The sequence below is a fragment of the Sulfuricurvum sp. genome (genome assembly GCF_031427015.1).
Classification (GTDB): domain Bacteria; phylum Campylobacterota; class Campylobacteria; order Campylobacterales; family Sulfurimonadaceae; genus Sulfuricurvum.
This window is the reverse complement of the sequence record NZ_JASJOW010000002.1, coordinates 499,330-515,405: the sequence shown is the minus strand read 5'-3', so window position 1 is coordinate 515,405 and position 16,076 is coordinate 499,330. Positions and strand designations below refer to the sequence as shown.

General features: G+C 44.1%; 16 protein-coding genes. 8 read left to right on the top strand and 8 right to left on the bottom strand.

What is annotated here, in order from left to right:
- Positions 1 to 8: 8 nt before the first annotated feature.
- From lptE to yajC, 6 genes are all read right to left on the bottom strand, one after another.
- On the bottom strand, positions 9 to 506 hold the full coding sequence (gene lptE / locus RMO68_RS05105; protein ID WP_310439628.1) for an LPS assembly lipoprotein LptE: 498 nt from the start codon (positions 504 to 506) through the stop codon (positions 9 to 11).
- 2 nt (positions 507 to 508) lie between these two features.
- Positions 509 to 2,953, bottom strand: coding sequence for a leucine--tRNA ligase (gene leuS, locus RMO68_RS05100; protein ID WP_310439627.1), 2,445 nt, complete (start codon positions 2,951 to 2,953; stop codon positions 509 to 511).
- A gap of 66 nt (positions 2,954 to 3,019) precedes the next feature.
- Entirely contained in the window at positions 3,020 to 3,361 is a 342-nt protein-coding gene (locus RMO68_RS05095) for a DUF6394 family protein (RefSeq protein ID WP_310439626.1), read from the bottom strand.
- A gap of 10 nt (positions 3,362 to 3,371) precedes the next feature.
- Entirely contained in the window at positions 3,372 to 4,343 is a 972-nt protein-coding gene (gene secF / locus RMO68_RS05090; protein ID WP_310439625.1) for a protein translocase subunit SecF, read from the bottom strand.
- Positions 4,344 to 4,345: 2 nt separating this feature from the next.
- Entirely contained in the window at positions 4,346 to 5,920 is a 1,575-nt protein-coding gene (secD, locus tag RMO68_RS05085; RefSeq protein ID WP_310439624.1) for a protein translocase subunit SecD, read from the bottom strand.
- A complete protein-coding gene (yajC, locus tag RMO68_RS05080) occupies positions 5,910 to 6,176 on the bottom strand; it encodes a preprotein translocase subunit YajC (RefSeq protein ID WP_310439623.1) in 267 nt (88 codons plus the stop codon). Before yajC ends, secD begins: the two co-directional genes overlap by 11 nt.
- A 69-nt stretch (positions 6,177 to 6,245) precedes the next feature.
- On the opposite strand from yajC, the gene RMO68_RS05075 reads away from it, so the two are divergent.
- Complete coding sequence (locus RMO68_RS05075) at positions 6,246 to 7,463, top strand: apolipoprotein N-acyltransferase (RefSeq protein ID WP_310439622.1); 1,218 nt, start codon at positions 6,246 to 6,248, stop codon at positions 7,461 to 7,463.
- A 23-nt stretch (positions 7,464 to 7,486) separates the two neighbouring features.
- On the opposite strand, the gene RMO68_RS05070 is transcribed toward RMO68_RS05075, so the two are convergent.
- The gene (locus RMO68_RS05070; RefSeq protein ID WP_310439621.1) at positions 7,487 to 8,944 is read right to left on the bottom strand and encodes an acetyl-CoA carboxylase biotin carboxylase subunit; all 1,458 of its coding nucleotides are present in this window, start codon (positions 8,942 to 8,944) and stop codon (positions 7,487 to 7,489) included.
- Between the two features lie 220 nt (positions 8,945 to 9,164).
- Here RMO68_RS05070 and cysK point away from each other — a divergent pair, with 220 nt between their 5' ends.
- Genes cysK through RMO68_RS05055 form a run of 3 tightly spaced genes read left to right on the top strand, consistent with a single transcriptional unit; the run spans position 9,165 to position 11,136 of the window.
- Complete coding sequence (gene cysK / locus RMO68_RS05065; RefSeq protein WP_310439620.1) at positions 9,165 to 10,088, top strand: cysteine synthase A; 924 nt, start codon at positions 9,165 to 9,167, stop codon at positions 10,086 to 10,088.
- Entirely contained in the window at positions 10,089 to 10,658 is a 570-nt protein-coding gene (locus tag RMO68_RS05060) for an aminotransferase class IV (RefSeq protein ID WP_310439619.1), read from the top strand. It abuts the gene before it with no gap.
- A gap of 16 nt (positions 10,659 to 10,674) precedes the next feature.
- Complete coding sequence (locus tag RMO68_RS05055) at positions 10,675 to 11,136, top strand: hypothetical protein (protein WP_310439618.1); 462 nt, start codon at positions 10,675 to 10,677, stop codon at positions 11,134 to 11,136.
- A gap of 10 nt (positions 11,137 to 11,146) precedes the next feature.
- On the opposite strand, the gene RMO68_RS05050 is transcribed toward RMO68_RS05055, so the two are convergent.
- Positions 11,147 to 12,046 carry a LysR family transcriptional regulator gene (locus RMO68_RS05050; protein ID WP_310439617.1) on the bottom strand — a complete coding sequence of 300 codons (900 nt, stop codon included), beginning with the start codon at positions 12,044 to 12,046 and terminating at the stop codon, positions 11,147 to 11,149.
- 164 nt (positions 12,047 to 12,210) lie between these two features.
- Between RMO68_RS05050 and RMO68_RS05045 the strand changes: the two genes are divergently transcribed.
- From RMO68_RS05045 to RMO68_RS05030, 4 genes are read left to right on the top strand one after another with little or no spacing between them, the layout of a single operon-like run.
- Positions 12,211 to 14,259, top strand: coding sequence for an ATP-dependent helicase (locus RMO68_RS05045; RefSeq protein WP_310439616.1), 2,049 nt, complete (start codon positions 12,211 to 12,213; stop codon positions 14,257 to 14,259).
- Between the two features lie 5 nt (positions 14,260 to 14,264).
- A complete protein-coding gene (gene truB / locus RMO68_RS05040; RefSeq protein WP_310439615.1) occupies positions 14,265 to 15,086 on the top strand; it encodes a tRNA pseudouridine(55) synthase TruB in 822 nt (273 codons plus the stop codon).
- On the top strand, positions 15,080 to 15,310 hold the full coding sequence (gene csrA, locus RMO68_RS05035) for a carbon storage regulator CsrA (RefSeq protein WP_310439614.1): 231 nt from the start codon (positions 15,080 to 15,082) through the stop codon (positions 15,308 to 15,310). Before truB ends, csrA begins: the two co-directional genes overlap by 7 nt.
- Complete coding sequence (locus RMO68_RS05030; protein WP_310439613.1) at positions 15,307 to 16,074, top strand: 4-(cytidine 5'-diphospho)-2-C-methyl-D-erythritol kinase; 768 nt, start codon at positions 15,307 to 15,309, stop codon at positions 16,072 to 16,074. The genes csrA and RMO68_RS05030 overlap by 4 nt, the downstream gene beginning before the upstream one ends.
- Positions 16,075 to 16,076: the final 2 nt, after the last annotated feature.

Here is a 16,076-nt window from a genome sequence, read left to right as displayed (position 1 = left end):
ATTACCCCTTATTTCGAGTTCGCACCCTGTGCCGCAATTTGTGCAACAAAAGCATCAATCCCTTTTTGCGCCCCTTGGCGTATTGCTTCAAATCGGGCCTGATCACTTATAATCGCATTCGGTTCAATTTCGAAATCATACATCCCCTTGGTAGCGTAGGTTTGTGATTTTTCTTCCGATGTGCGGATAATTGACATGGTTACTGTCGTACGATAGGTAATTACATATCCATCCGTATCATAGCGAAGCGGTGTGAACGAAACACTCCCTATCGATATTTTCAAATGTGTTTTTGCCGTATTTTTAGGAACAAGTGCCGTCCTGAATTTTGTAATGACCGCCGTATCTACGGCATCTTTGATAATCACCGTATTTTGAGGATCCTCCATAGAGACAACCACTTCGGTACTGACGCTCTCACCTACAATATTTTTTGCATAATGACTGGCCGGCTGATAGCCGCATCCGCTGAGGAGAATTAATGCGCTCAGTATCCAATACTTCATAATTACCCTTTTATCACGAGGTTCACAAGTTTACCCGGAATGACGATCGCTTTGAGTATCTCTTTCTCTTCGATCCATTTCTCTACGGCAGCTTTTGCGATCTCGATAATCGCCTCTTGAGATTCATTCACTCCGACCTCAATCGTAGCGCGATTTTTGCCGTTGATCGAAACTCCCAGAGCTACGCTATCGACTTCAAATACCTCTTCGCGTACCACTTGAATACCGAAATTTTTCCCGCCGAAAAATTCGGTTGAGAGTTCCCAGCATAAGTGAGGGACAATCGGCTCCATCACAGAGGTGAGAATCCAATACCCTTCCGTCCAAACATCACGGTTGGTTTGCTCATTTAATGCGTTCATCGCTTCCATAACGCCGGCAATCATCGTGTTAAACGTATGACGCTCACCGTACACCTCTTGGGCGCGTTTAAGAGCTTCGTAAACTTTTTTACGAGCACCTTTCTCTTCTTTAGAGAGGGTGCTGTGATCGATAAGCGGTATTTTATCGGTGATGTTAACGTATTGGCTGCGATCGGCAAATCGTTTGAGAAAACGATATGCTCCCTCTACCGCGCTGTCGTTCCACTCCAACTCTTGGGTCGGAGGTGCGGCAAAGAGGATAAAGAGACGTGCGGTATCGGCACCGTATTTTTCTACCAAGGCACCCGGATCGACGGTGTTTCCTTTGGATTTGGACATCTTCGCACCGTCTTTAAGAACCATCCCCTGAGTGAGGAGATGCTCAAACGGCTCATCTGAACTGACGTATCCCAAATCACGAAGCATTTTGGTAAAAAATCTCGCATACAATAGATGCAAGATAGCGTGCTCAATCCCGCCGATGTAGTGATCCACTCCCATCCAGTAATCGAGCGCTTGCTTATCAAATGCCTCTTTAAAATCGTTTTTGACCGTATAACGGAGAAAATACCATGACGACTGGATAAACGTATCCATCGTATCGGTTTCACGAAGGGCAGGTTTACCGCATTTCGGGCATGTGCAATGTTTCCATGTCGGATGATGTTCCAGCGGATTTCCTTCGCCGTTGATCACCACATCTTCAGGAAGTGCGACCGGGAGATTGCCTTTATCTTCGGGGACAATACCGCAGCTCTCACAGTGGATAAACGGAATCGGTGCACCCCAGTAGCGCTGACGGCTGATTCCCCAATCTTTGAGGCGGAAGTTGATCACTTTTTTACCGAGTTTTTCGGCTTCGAAATAGTCCATAATCGACGCTTTTGCGGTAACGTTGTCTAAGCCGCTGAACTGTGCACTCTCACGCAATGTCCCTGTTTCCGTATAGGCGCACCCGCTAGGAAGTTCACCCTCAGGAAAAATAACCGCTTTGATCGGAAGATTATACTTCGTCGCAAACTCATAATCGCGATCATCATGGGCAGGAACCGCCATAACCGCACCCGAGCCGTAATCGGTGAGGACAAAATTCGCCACCCATACCGGCACTTTTTCCCCCGTGAGAGGATGGATAACATTGATTCCTAAAGAGACACCCTCTTTTGGGCTCGTGGCACGATCACGTGCGCTGACACGCTGCATCGCTTTGATCGCATCGCTTGTCGCTTGATCGAGTAAACCGAATGAGAGCATATGGCGAACAATCTCGTGTTCCGGTGCGAGCGCGGCGTAGCTCACCCCGTAAATCGTATCGGGACGGGTCGTAAAAACATCGAAACTTTGATAAACAGCTCCGAGTTTTGCCTCACTCTCATCATCGAGTTTAAACGCGAACTCCAAACCGTACGATTTTCCGATCCAGTTCTCCTGCATCGTCAAAACTTGTTTCGGCCATTTTCCCTCGAGGGTTTTAAGCGATTCGAGAAGCTCTTCGGCATAATCGCTGATTTTGAGATAGTACTGATACATCTCTTTTTGGACGATAGGGGTTCCGCATCTCCAGCATCCGCCGTCAACCACTTGTTCATTCGCTAAAACAGTCAAATCATGCGGACACCAATTCAGAAATCCCTGCTTACGATACAACAATCCCTTGTTGAACATATCGATAATAAAACCCTGTTCGAACGCCGTATATTCAGGATTCGAGGTCGCAAATTCTCTATCTTCCGAAAACGAAAGTCCTAATCCCGCAAGCTCACCGCGCATCGTAGCGATGTTTTCGTAGGTCCATTTTTTCGGATGAACGCCGTGTTTTATCGCCGCATTCTCTGCGGGCATACCGAAACTGTCCCATCCGATCGGATGAAGAACATTAAATCCCTGTTGGCGATAGTATCGGGCAAATGCATCACCGATAGTGTAGTTACGAACGTGCCCCATATGGATACGCCCGGATGGGTAAGGGAACATGCTAAGCACATATTTTTTAGGTTTGGAAAAATCAGTTGAGGGTTCATACGCTTTGGTTGTACTCCAAGTTTTCTGCCACTTGGCTTCAATCGATGCGGGGGTGTAATTCAAAAAAAACTCCTAGTTTATTATAAGACGCTTTCTCTCTGTAAAGCAAAGGCTCTTTTGAAAAAAAGCCTATTCGTAATTCTCTTTAGCCTTGGCACTCTCTATAAATACCATTACAATTGAAAAGAGGTTGGCAATCAATGCACCGATAGCCAATGATATAGCCCATGTTTGGTTTCCGACCACTTCCACATAAATAAATGCAGGGATCAAATGCAAATCCGCAACCAAAGAGGCAGCCAGTAACTCTGCCGCCAAGAGGTTACGAACCCCTAATTTCAAGATCGTTGAAATCAAATTCAAACTTGCCGCTACAAAAAGCATAATCGATGAATGATCGTATAAAAACCCCGCAACCGAGGTTAAGCTCATCAGTGTGAAAAAAACATAAACTACTTTTCCCCAATCCATTTATTACTCCTTAAACCACACCCTGCTCAAACTGAGCACGCATTTTTTCTTTTTCAGCTTGAGTTTTTATTTTTTCAGCCATTTTTTCACGATAACGTCCAACACTGAACCCTGTCCATACAACGAGCTGTGCGGCGACAAAAATCGAACTGTACGTTCCAATTATAACACCGACAAGCATCGGAAAGCTGAAACCGATCATAATGTCTCCACCAAATAAGAAAAGAGTCAACACAACAAAAAAGACGGTTAAAGAAGTCAACGTCGTCCGAGACTGTGTACGTGAAACCGCTTCATTGACTATCATTACAAAATCACTGTTTTTAGACTCTTGAATATGTTCGCGAATACGGTCATAAACGATAATAGTATCATGGATCGAATATCCTAAAATCATCAACAAGGCTGCAACACTCTCAATGTTGAAATCGATTTCGAAATAGGATACAAAACCAAACGTAATAACGATGTCGTGAACAATAGCGATAATCGCCGCCAATGCAAAACGCCATTCATAACGAAATGTCACCATTGCCATAATCGCAGCCAATGTCAAAAGAAATGCGGTAAGCCCTTTTACACGAAGTTCATCTCCGACTTTCGGGCCGACCATATCGACACGCCGAATCTCAAATTCACCCGTCCCTTTGAGAATCTCTCTCGTAACGTCTCCGATATCTTTGCTCAATCCGTCAGTTGATGCTGCCGTTTTGATAATAATTTCCTCGGGAGAACCGAACTCAGTAACGCTGGCATGTTTGAAAAGTTCATCTTTTTCCAATGCTTCACGAACTTTATCGATAGGTGCAACACCCTGATATTTGACCTGAACAACGGTTCCTCCGGTAAAGTCGATTCCGAATGAAAACCCTTTTGTCGCGATAAGAACAATCGCTAAAAAGAAAAGGACAAACGAAGCAACGAAAAAGATTTTCCCTTTGCCTAGAAAGTTATAGACTTTATCTTCTTTAAACAATTCCATGATTAGTTTACCTTTCTCGTCATTCCAAACCACAATTTGTAGTTTTTAGACTTTTCGATACGATTGGTGAAAAGTTGGAATATTCCATACGTTCCGACGATGGCAGTAAGCATAGAGGCCAAAATCCCCATACTCAGAGTTACAGCAAACCCTTTAATCGCACCCGTTCCATAGACATAGAGAATCGTACATGCGATAATTTGAGTAATATTGGAATCCAAAATGGCCCGCATTGCTTTTGCATATCCTTCTTCGAGCGCTTTTCGGACACTTAGCCCTAAGCGCAATTGTTCCCGAACACGCTCATTGATAATAATATTGGCATCGACCGCCAAACCGATATGAAGGACGATACCCGCCATACCAGGCAATGTCAACGTCGCCCCTAAAAGTGCCATCATCGCCAAAATAATAAAAATATTGATCAATACCGCAAGATTGGCGATAATCCCCGCCAACCCATAGTACATAATCATGAAAATCATAACAAGAACAAAACCGCTTACAAGTGCAAGCAAAGAAGCTCTAATACTATCGGCTCCTAAACTTGGCCCCACCGAGCGTTTTTCCAACATATAGATCGGTGCCAGCAATGCACCGGATCGAAGAGCGATTGCCAAATCGTTAGCTTCCGCAATCGTATAGTTACCGCTGATTTGACCGCTTCCGCCACCGATACGTTCATTAATAACGGGAGCTGAGTACACTTTACCATCCAATACAATAGCAAGCCGTTTACCGACACTTTTACCCGTAAAATCACCGAAAATCTGTGCACCGGCAGAATTAAGTGAGAAATTAATCACCGGACGGTTGTTTTGATCGTATCCGACTTGCGCATCGGTCAACATGGTCCCATCCAAAATCGGAATTTCATTGACCAAATGCTTCATCTGCGGCTGAAGGGCATCTTCGAGGATTTTGTCCCCATAGCTTGCCGCTTCTGCTTCACTCATGTCATTAACACGCATAGAACGATCTTCATCTACCGCCATCAGTTCGAGTTTTGCCGCACGGGAGATCAACTCGCGTGCACGCTGCTCTTCTTCGGGAGTTTTTATCCCCGGAAGCTCGACGAGAATTTTATCAATCCCTTGTCGTGCAACAACAGGTTCCGCCAATCCAAACTGATCAAGACGGTTACGAATTGTCTCAATCGCTTGATCAACAGCTTGCGCCTTTAATTTTTCAACCGCTTCCTGCGTAAAAGAGATGCTGTACGATTCACCTGAAGCTTTTGCAACAGCACCCTGAATGGTTTTTAAATGCTCGTCAATCTTGATACCGTCTTCAGTGTCCAAAAGAGAAAACACGACATGATCGCCTTCTACGCTGAGACCATCGAGTAAAATATCATTCTGTTCCGAAAAATGTTTAACACTGGATGCAACTGATTTAAGTTGAGAATTAACAGCCTCTTCCGTTTTAACACCCAAAAGAAGATGCAATCCCCCCTGAAGGTCAAGCCCCAGAGTAACTTTTGCACCTTGCTGGCTTTGTGTTAGAGAAGGAATTGAAAATATAATTCCAAAAAGGGTAGCGGCAATAAGTAATACAATGCGAAAATTAAGCTTCATCCTCGTACTTTCTGGCAACCGCATCTTTGACGAGGCGCACTTCGGTCTCATTATTCATTTTAATCACGAAATAAGTATCTTCGACTTTTTTAATTTCGACGATCAATCCGCCGGTAGTGATAATTTTATCCCCACGTGTAAGGGCTTCAATCATCTCTTTGTGTTTTTTAGCCTGTTGGTTTTGGGGACGAATGATCACGAAATACATAATAGCGATCAAAAAGACAAATGGGAGAATCTGGGTAACAATTTCCATGGGTATCCTTGGGTAATGTGAAATTGGGGCATTATACTGAAATGTGGCTAACAACGATATAATTACTCTATGAAATATCGAACTGCACCTATTATTGAACTCGTACTCGCCCCTTTGTTGATCGCCCTCTTTTTCTCAGCTTTTATCTATTGGGAACATTTTGATCTCACCTCTAAAGCTTTGAATACTTTTTCAGGGCTTATCGCCCTTTATGCCCTTTTGCATGCGCCCAAACGTACCCTCATCATCAGCGGGTTTTGGATCGGGTTACTGTGGTGCTATTGGATCGGATTTAGTTTCCAGTATTACGGTCTGGGATGGGCGACTTGGCTCGTTGCTTTAGGATTCGGAATCGTCTATGCCCTCTATTACGGAACGATGGCACTCACCGCACATCCCCTTATCCGCGCGATCATTCTCTTCGGTCTCACCTATGTATGGCCGATGGATTTTAACTGGATGCAACCCGAACTGATCTTCGTCGAAAGTTACATGGGATTTACTAAATGGCAGTTTGCCCTGATCCTCTTTTCGCTCGCCTCGACGGTATGGTTTGAGAGGTGGAAAAAACTCCTTCCCCTTATCCTTCTTCTCGGCGCGGTTCAAACCACCCATCCTGCTACGCCGCTTCCTGAGATAAAAATTAAACTGGTCTCTACCGATATTTCGCAGGATTTCAAATGGCAGGGGGAGCGTTTAGAGCAAACGCTACAAGAAAATTTCAATGCGATTGATGATGCGATTGTACAGGGGTATGATCTGGTCGTCCTCCCCGAATCGGCATTCCCACTTTATATGAATGAACATACCGCAATCGCCGAAGCACTCGCAAAACGTTCCCTGCACATCGCCATACTTACGGGAACATTGCATAAAGAAAATAACCTCAACTATAACGTCTCTTATCTTTTCGATCAGGGAAATGTGACCGTTGCGAAAAAAACGATCCTCGTCCCCTTCGGCGAGTACATTCCCCTCCCTGAATTTTTACGAGGATGGGTCAATCGTGAAATTTTCGGAGGAGGAGCTGATTTTGTCACCGCTAGAGCCCCGACCGATTTCAAAATCAAAGGGGTGAGTTTTCGCAATGCCGTCTGTTACGAAGCAACCCGCGAAGAGCTTTATACACCAGAAGTGCGTTACATGATTGCCGTAAGTAACAACGGATGGTTCAAACCCTCCATCGAACCGACGGTGCAAAATCTGTTAATCCGTTTTTATGCACGAAAAAATAATACGATTGTCTTTCATTCGGCGAATGGTGGAGGAAGCGGGATAGTGTATTGATTCAAGCCCGAGGGCTTGATATTTTAGTGACGAACGTTGAGGTTGTTTTTATTGATAGCTTCGATTACAGCAGTAATATGTTTCATTTTTGCCTCTTCGTCATCCATATTATGGATCGCGTCAAGGTTAAAATGTTGTAATTTCGTATCAAGATACCCTGTGTCCAATTCACCTTTAATAAAATGCTCATCACGTACAATTTGTCTGTGAAGCGGGATATTCGTCGGAATTCCCTCAATAAGAAATTCATCCAAAGCGCGGCGAGCTTTGCGAACCGCATCTTCCCATGTCAATCCCCAAATAATAAGCTTTCCAATCATAGAGTCATAGTTGGATGGGATTAGGTAGTTGGTATAGGCCATAGAGTCCAAACGTACTCCAGGACCACCCGGTGCAAGGTAGTTGGTGATGAGGCCCGGCGATGGAACAAAGCCCATTTTCGGATTTTCAGCATTGATACGGAACTCGATCGCATACCCACGAAACTTGATCTCTTCTTGCATAAAGATCAACGGATCACCCTCAGCAATTTGAATCATTCGTTGGATTAAATCGATCCCTGATATCGATTCCGTCACTGGATGCTCGACTTGAACACGAGTGTTCATTTCGATGAAATAGATATTATCATCTTGGTCAACCAGATATTCGATAGTTCCTACACTCTCGTATCCGAGTTTGAACATCGCTTTGGTAGAGATACGATACAGCTCACGACGAGTTGTTTCATTTAATAACGGTGAAGGAGCAATCTCAATCACTTTTTGGTGACGACGTTGGATAGAGCAGTCACGGTCTCCGAGATGGACAACATTACCATATTTATCGGCAACGATTTGAATCTCGATATGACGAGGGTTTTTAAGATATTTTTCGATGAATACTTCACCTCGACTAAAGAAACGCAATGCTTCTTTGGTTGCCGATTCGTACATCTCTTTAAAATCAGATGCCTTCTCAACAATACGCATCCCACGTCCGCCGCCGCCGAATGCCGCTTTGATAATAATCGGGAACCCGATATCGGCTGCAATTTTTTCGGCGTCGTCAATGTTGTCAATCGGCTCATCGGTTCCGGGAAGCATCGGAACACCTACCGCTCGCATCGCCACTTTAGATGCCATTTTATCCCCGAAAAGAGCAATATGTTCCGGTTTCGGTCCAATAAAAATCAAACCGTTATCGGCACATGCTTGAGCGAATTCAGCACTCTCGGATAAAAATCCGTATCCAGGGTGAATCGCATCACAATCAGCTTTTTTAGCCAAAGAGATAATACGCTCATAATCAAGATATGCGGCAATCGGATCACCCATAATCGGATAACATTCATCAGCTTTGCGAACCCAAACACCGTTAACGTCTACTTCTGAAAAAACAACGACACTTTGAATTTCTAACTCTTTACAAGCACGAATAATACGAAGTGCGATTTCACCACGGTTTGCAATCAATACTTTGCTGATCTTTTTAGTTTTCACTGTATTCCCTCATTTGAACATCTTTGAGTATTTTAGGCTCTTTAGATACCCGATATCTTGATTTAAAAATGAAATTATAGGATAAAACTGCTATTTATGCAAAAATTTTTACCTTATATCCTGTCCAGTCACGATTTCATATTATCCATACTAATTCACTAATGATTATTGGCTTTTTCAAATTTTGCTATTATACTTGTCAAAAACACAGGGATACACAATGAAAATAGCGGCAAATATCACTGAACTCATCGGCAATACTCCTCTCGTACGGCTCAATGCCCCCTCATCTGCGAGCGGAGCTACGATTTTAGGAAAATGTGAATTCATGAATCCGACCAGTTCGGTCAAAGATCGCATCGGCTATAACATGATCCATACGGCAATGGAAGAGGGGAAAATCAATGCGGATACCCTTATTATTGAACCTACTAGCGGTAATACCGGCATTGCTCTGGCTTCTATCTGTGCCGCATTGGGATTAAAGCTCACCCTTACCATGCCCGAATCGATGTCAATCGAGCGACGAAATCTACTTAAAGCACTCGGAGCCAATTTGGTTCTTACTCCTGCGGCACAAGGGATGAAAGGGGCGATTGATGAAGCCAATGCCCTCGTCGCCTCTAACCCCAATGCGATTGTTTTACAGCAATTTGCCAATCCTGCCAATCCCGCTATTCACCGTATCACTACCGCACAAGAGATTCTCCGAGACACGGACGGTCAAGTCGATATCTTTATTGCCGCAGTCGGAACAGGCGGAACTATCACAGGAACAGGTGAAGCGCTCCGAGCCGCTTTGCCGAATATCCAAATCATTGCCGTAGAACCGAAAGACTCTCCTGTCCTCTCCGGAGGTAAACCGGGACCTCATAAAATTCAAGGAATCGGGGCAGGATTTGTCCCAGATGTCCTTAACACGGCTCTTTACAGTGAAGTGATTACCGTAAGCAATGAAGAAGCAATAGCCGCATCCAAAGCACTGGCAAAATCTGAGGGATTGCTCGTCGGCATCTCAGCAGGAGCCAATGTTCATGCCGCATCATTGATTGCAGCACGTCCTGAAAACAAAGGAAAAACCATTGTCACGATCCTTTGCGATACCGCAGAACGTTACCTCAGCACCCCACTTTTTGAAGCCTAAATGCTACTAGAGACGCTTCGATGCGAGAACGGTTCCCCCCTCCATCTCTCCTACCATCAGGAGCGTCTCGAAGCGACCCTCCATACCCTTAACATTCAAACAACGTATGACTTACATACCCTCATTTTTCCCCCTAAACTCGGGATCTATCGATGCCGCTTTCTTTATAACGCAGAGGGGTATTCCATCGAATTCCACCCTTATATTCCGAAAAAAATCACTTCCCTCAAGTTGCTCTTCGCCGATGATATTGAGTACGCTATCAAATATTCCGATCGAAAAGCACTTGAGTGCTTATTTGAACAACGTGAAACGTGTGATGACGTTCTCATCGTCAAAAATGGCTTTCTTACCGATACGACTATCGCCAATATTGCCTTGGAAATTGAGGGGAAATGGTTCACCCCCCAGACCCCTTTACTTGCAGGAACCACACGTGCACGTTTGCTCGAGGAAGGGTTCCTCACCCCTATACCTCTCAGTGTATCCGATATCGCGAAAGCGACCAAAGTGGGAGTCATGAATGTGATGGTTGGCTTCATTGAAGTCGAAAATGGTATAATTTCCTAAAAACAGGTTTGTCGTTATGTTATTTGATATTATTAAAAGCTCTTCATTCGCACGTTTGATGGAAAATCATGTTCGAGATATGCTCATTTATCTTTTTGAAAACGACCAAAACTTCGGTATTTTATGTAAAATTGACCATGTCACCTTTGATCCGCCTCTCCCTCAACACTTAAGTGAAGAGTTTCGAGCCATGACCCTCTTTTTTCTAGCCGGATATACCTTTGAAAGCGCCCGAATCGATAATGATATTTTAATTTTTGAAGCAGGATTCGGTCATGAAAATATCGGCAGTTTCGTCTCCGTACCGTTACTCTCAATCGTCCAAGTAATTATCGATGATACTCCCGCATTTGTTAACTTAGCACTCCCGCAAGAGCAACATCCTGTTATTAATATTGAAAAGCATGAAGGGGTTCAGAACTCGATGAGCGCACTGCTTGCAAATCCCGAAAATCAGAAGTTTTTGAAGAAAAAGTAAAGGGTGAAGTTTATAACTTCAACCCTAGTAAGTAGGTAACTACATTGTCGATAAACGCATCATGTTTACGCTCTTTGCTGTAAGCGATGTAAAACTTACGTTTAATTTTATAGTTTTTAATCCGAGCCTCAAACAATTTTCCCTCTTCCACTTCATCACTGATAACATGGCGAGAGATAACCGATACTACCGGACGTTCAGCATCTTTAGGGGAACGCATCAGCGTCTCTTTAATCGCCGTCGAGCTGGCAACAACACCGATAACGCTAAAACTTGAACACTCAACACCGATCTCTTCGAATACTTCAGCAGTCAGTTTACGGGTATGGGAGTTTTCATCACGGCAGATCCAGTCGAATTTATACAAATCTTCTTTACGAAGCTGTTTCGGGATGGGCTGATTTGAGAAAACAACCAACTCATCCTCTTCCCATTCACGGTAAATCAACCCCTCTTTAAATACCGGAGATTCGATGAGGGCGATGTCGATTTTTTTATCCAATAACTGATCCACAATTTCTTCTGAAAAGGCAACCCGAATGTGTACTTCATTGTTAATCTTTTCTTTAAGCTGCCCCAAATACGACGGCAATACATAGTTACCTATGGCGTACGATGCACCGACAATAAACGTGAACTCTTTATTGATAATTTTAAGAAGCTCTTTTTCACTTGATTGAATTGCTTTTTCTAACTTAGTCGCAATGCGAAAAAGGTCTTCCCCCTCTTTGGTAAGCTTAATCCCGTTCTTTTTCCGTTCAACAACACGGGTATCCAGATAATCTTCGATAAATTTGATCTGCTGTGTTACCGCCGGCTGAGAAATTCCGAGTTTCGCCGATGCTTTGGAAAAGCTTTTTTCTCGGACTACCGTCAGAAACGTCATAAGTTTGGCAAAATCTTTTAACATAATAATTCCTATAAGCTGAATGAATAGCAGTATTATAACTCAATATTATAACCAATGCAAGAGTTTGAATGCAAATCAAATCCCGATAGTGTCATGGAATTTAAATAACAGAAAACTTGGGCTATAATAAATCAACTATATATTATGAGCAGGGCAAAAACGTTATGGATGAAATTCTCTCAAACCTTAATGAGGCACAGCGCAGTGCGGTAGAGCGGATTGACGGTCCTTTGCTCATTTTGGCGGGTGCGGGAAGCGGAAAAACCAAAACCATCACGACACGTCTTGCTTATCTTCTCGATCAAGTCGGGATTCCAGCAGGTAATACCCTCACCCTCACCTTTACCAATAAAGCGGCAAAGGAGATGCGTGAACGGGCAATGGGACTGATCTCCCAAAACTCTTATCCGCCGTTACTCTGTACCTTTCATAAATTCGGCCTTCTCTTTTTAAAATTCCATATTCACTTGCTCGGTCGTGCTAATAATTTCGTCGTGATCGATACCGATGACAAAAAGAAAATCATCAAAAAAATCAACGCCGATCTCCCTACCGCATTAATCGCCAGTGAAATTTCCCGCTATAAAAATTCCCTTATTGACCCAAGCGAAGCCTATGCTCAAGCAGAGCTGACCAACTACAAACACATTGCTAAAATCTATGAAGAGTATGAAGCCTATCTGCTCAAAAACAACCTTGTTGATTTCGACGATTTACTCTGCCTAACCTATAAATTACTCGATGAAAATCCTGAGCTTTGCACACAAACCTCGGAAAAATACCGCTACATTATGATCGATGAGTACCAAGACACCAACGAACTCCAACTCAGACTTCTTCAAAAACTCTGTTCTACCCACAATAACCTCTGTGTCGTAGGAGACGATGACCAAAGTATTTACGGCTGGCGAGGAGCGCATGTGCGCAATATCCTCGAATTTGATCAAGACTTTGCCGATGCGATGGTGGTCAAGCTAGAGCACAACTACCGCTCAACGCAGCCGATTCTTACCGTTGCTAACGCCCTGATTGAACACAATCGCTCCCGCCTTGGCAAAACCCTCATCGCAACGAAAACCGGAGGAGATGACGTTCAGACCATAACCTCAAACGATGAGAGTGAAGAGTCCCAAAAAATTGCTAAAACGATCAAAGGACTCATCAATCAAGGGGTGCGGCCGAATGAAATCGCCGTTTTGTACCGAATTAATGCCCTCAGCCGATCCCTCGAAGAAGGGTTAAACCGTGCAGGGGTCGCTTATAAACTTGTCGGCGGTTTGCGCTTCTATGACCGTGCTGAAATCAAAGACCTTATCAGCTATTTACGAGTTATTACCAACGTTCATGACAACTTTTCCCTCAAGCGTATCATCAATAAACCCAAAAGGGGTCTGGGGAAAGCGACCATTGATAAAATCGAACTCTCCTCTATCGAGCGCGAGCAGTCCATGTTCGAGTTTATCTCTACCTTAAACGACAGTGAGTTAGAAGCGCTGGTGCGTAAAAAAAGTGCCGGTGAACTGCGTGATTTTGTGGCTGAAATTCTCGAACTTCGACGTGTCTCTGAAGAGGCGATTTATCGTTTTATCGATCTGCTCGAAGAGCGTTTTAAGATCAAAGAGACCCTTAAAGGGCTTCCGGATGAAGCTGAAAAGATCGCTAATATCGATGAATTCTACGGACTCTTTCGCGATTACGTCAAACAAAATCCCGATGCCTCTTTGGCAGAATTTCTCAACGATATTACACTTCAGAGCGAACAAGATCAGGTAGAAGGTGAGAGCATCTACATTATGAGTATCCATGCGTCAAAAGGGCTGGAATTCGAGCATCTTTTCGTAATCGGATTGGAAGAGGGATTCTTACCGCTTATCGGAGACGGCAGCGATCTCGAAGAAGAGCGGCGTCTAGGCTACGTTGCTATCACACGTGCCAAAAACAATCTTACCCTATCCAACGTCAATAGCCGTTTTTATAAGGGGAGACGTACCGATCTGCAAAAAAGCCGCTTTATCAATGAAGCGGGCTTATGCGAAGGGTCGTTGATTTTAGAAAAAAATACCTCGTATAAAAAAGGGGATTTGGTTCGCCACAAAATTTTCGGCGCGGGTCGGGTTGAAGGGGTGAGCAAAGCAGGACGCGAATTTAAACTGAGCATTAACTTCGGTGGAAATAAACGGGATATTCTCGCCTCTTTTGTCGAAAAGCTTTAACCTCTATGAACCGCCTTTTTGTAGCCTACAAACCTTCCGGTATTAGTTCCAATCAACTTTTAGGACAGCTTAAACGCCGTTATAAAGTCAAAAAAGCGGGTTATTCCGGAACTCTCGATCCGTTCGCTAAAGGAGTTTTGATCATTGCATTCGGTAATCACGGCCGATTGTTCCGATTTTTAAATAAAACACCGAAACGATACCGTGCGACACTTTGGCTTGGTGCCTATTCCCCGACACTGGATATTGAAAAAATCGAAACCATAGCTAAAGTTCACCCTGTCACGACAGATCAAATAGAAAGTATCCTCCGCTCCTTAGAAGGGGAACTTACTTATCTCCCCCCCAAATACAGTGCCAAGCGGATAGAAGGGCGCAGAGCTTATGAGTTTGCGAGAGAAGGGAAAGAGGTTGATTTGCATGAAATTACTTCAACTATCTTCGAACTTAAACTCCTTCACTATTGCCACCCTTTTGTCACCTTTGAAGCAACCGTATCCGAGGGGACCTATATTCGATCTCTGGGAGAGATGATTGCTGCCGCTCTGGGAACCGATGGGGCACTTACCGCGCTGGAAAGACTCAATGAAGGGCAATTCATTTACGAGAATGAAACGCCTCTTGATATCAAAACTTCTCTCGGTATTACTAAAAATCGCTATAATGGCACATTACAAACGATTCTCTTAGGACAACCACTGCTACGCGAAGATTTCGATATTAGCGAAGAGGGAACCTACTGGATCGACAACGGTGACACGATCACAATCTTCGAGATTACCCCCGAGGGTGTCCGTTATCTACTCAACAAGGTTGAAGCATGCTGATTCTCTCCCGCAGACCTGAAGAATCAATCATTATCGCCGATACGATCACCGTTAAAGTGGTCTCCATCGAAAAAGGGGTCGTCAAATTGGGAATCGATGCACCCCATAATATTCGGGTACTGAGAAGTGAACTGGTTCGTGCGGTAGAGAACTCCAACAAAGAAGCTTCTTCGGGACATGATGTATCACTTCTACAACAGCTCGCTCAAAAATTAAAACTATGATTTGTCATCGTGCCTACGCTAAAGTTAACATTTTTCTAAAAATTACCGGGGTACGGGGAGAATATCATACCCTAAGCTCTCGGTTTATGCGTGTTAATAACCTTTTTGATACTCTTTGGTTTGAGAGTAAATCGACCCCTGAATTCGAGATACGTGGAAATTTCGACTGCGATGTACACTCTAATACGATCTATAAAGCCTATAAACATCTCCTCGCCGCTACCCACTCCGATAACCTCTCACAATGGATGGAAAATCATGCGATTTGCGTCGACAAACAGATCCCCTCTTTTGCAGGTCTCGGGGGCGGAAGTTCCGATGCGGCAACCTTTTTGCGAATGTGCAATGAAGAACTGCAATTAGGTCTAAGTATCGAAGAACTAGCAAAGATCGGCTCGAATGTCGGTGCCGATGTCCCCTTCTTTGTCTACGGTTATGCGTCTGCAAACGTGCGCGGCATCGGCGAGATTGTCGAACCCTTTAATGAGCCCTCAATTGATTTTGAAGTAACTACCCCTGAACTTCAAATCAGCACCCCTGCAGTCTATCGCTACTACCGTGAACACCGCTATGCTCCTATCACAGCCGAAGAGGCCACTCGTCTCGAAACCACCCCCTCACTAGAGATATTAGCTACTCTCAACTCAAAAGAGGCAAACGATCTTTACAGTGCCGCGTTAGGATGTTATCCAGAGCTGCAAGAAAAAGAGGGGTGGTTTTTCTCGGGAAGCGGAAGCAGTTTTTTTAGGATCAAGGAACAATAATT

What these genes read in the sequence shown, in the direction of transcription:
- RMO68_RS05030 (WP_310439613.1), top strand. Translation starts at nt 15,307, where the DNA reads ATGATTTGTCATCGTGCCTACGCTAAAGTTAACATTTTTCTAAAAATT.
- truB (WP_310439615.1), top strand. Translation starts at nt 14,265, where the DNA reads ATGAACCGCCTTTTTGTAGCCTACAAACCTTCCGGTATTAGTTCCAAT.
- lptE (WP_310439628.1), bottom strand. Translation starts at nt 506, where the DNA reads ATGAAGTATTGGATACTGAGCGCATTAATTCTCCTCAGCGGATGCGGC.
- RMO68_RS05060 (WP_310439619.1), top strand. Translation starts at nt 10,089, where the DNA reads ATGCTACTAGAGACGCTTCGATGCGAGAACGGTTCCCCCCTCCATCTC.
- cysK (WP_310439620.1), top strand. Translation starts at nt 9,165, where the DNA reads ATGAAAATAGCGGCAAATATCACTGAACTCATCGGCAATACTCCTCTC.
- RMO68_RS05050 (WP_310439617.1), bottom strand. Translation starts at nt 12,046, where the DNA reads ATGTTAAAAGATTTTGCCAAACTTATGACGTTTCTGACGGTAGTCCGA.
- RMO68_RS05075 (WP_310439622.1), top strand. Translation starts at nt 6,246, where the DNA reads ATGAAATATCGAACTGCACCTATTATTGAACTCGTACTCGCCCCTTTG.
- yajC (WP_310439623.1), bottom strand. Translation starts at nt 6,176, where the DNA reads ATGGAAATTGTTACCCAGATTCTCCCATTTGTCTTTTTGATCGCTATT.
- RMO68_RS05045 (WP_310439616.1), top strand. Translation starts at nt 12,211, where the DNA reads ATGGATGAAATTCTCTCAAACCTTAATGAGGCACAGCGCAGTGCGGTA.
- csrA (WP_310439614.1), top strand. Translation starts at nt 15,080, where the DNA reads ATGCTGATTCTCTCCCGCAGACCTGAAGAATCAATCATTATCGCCGAT.
- RMO68_RS05055 (WP_310439618.1), top strand. Translation starts at nt 10,675, where the DNA reads ATGTTATTTGATATTATTAAAAGCTCTTCATTCGCACGTTTGATGGAA.
- secF (WP_310439625.1), bottom strand. Translation starts at nt 4,343, where the DNA reads ATGGAATTGTTTAAAGAAGATAAAGTCTATAACTTTCTAGGCAAAGGG.
- RMO68_RS05095 (WP_310439626.1), bottom strand. Translation starts at nt 3,361, where the DNA reads ATGGATTGGGGAAAAGTAGTTTATGTTTTTTTCACACTGATGAGCTTA.
- secD (WP_310439624.1), bottom strand. Translation starts at nt 5,920, where the DNA reads ATGAAGCTTAATTTTCGCATTGTATTACTTATTGCCGCTACCCTTTTT.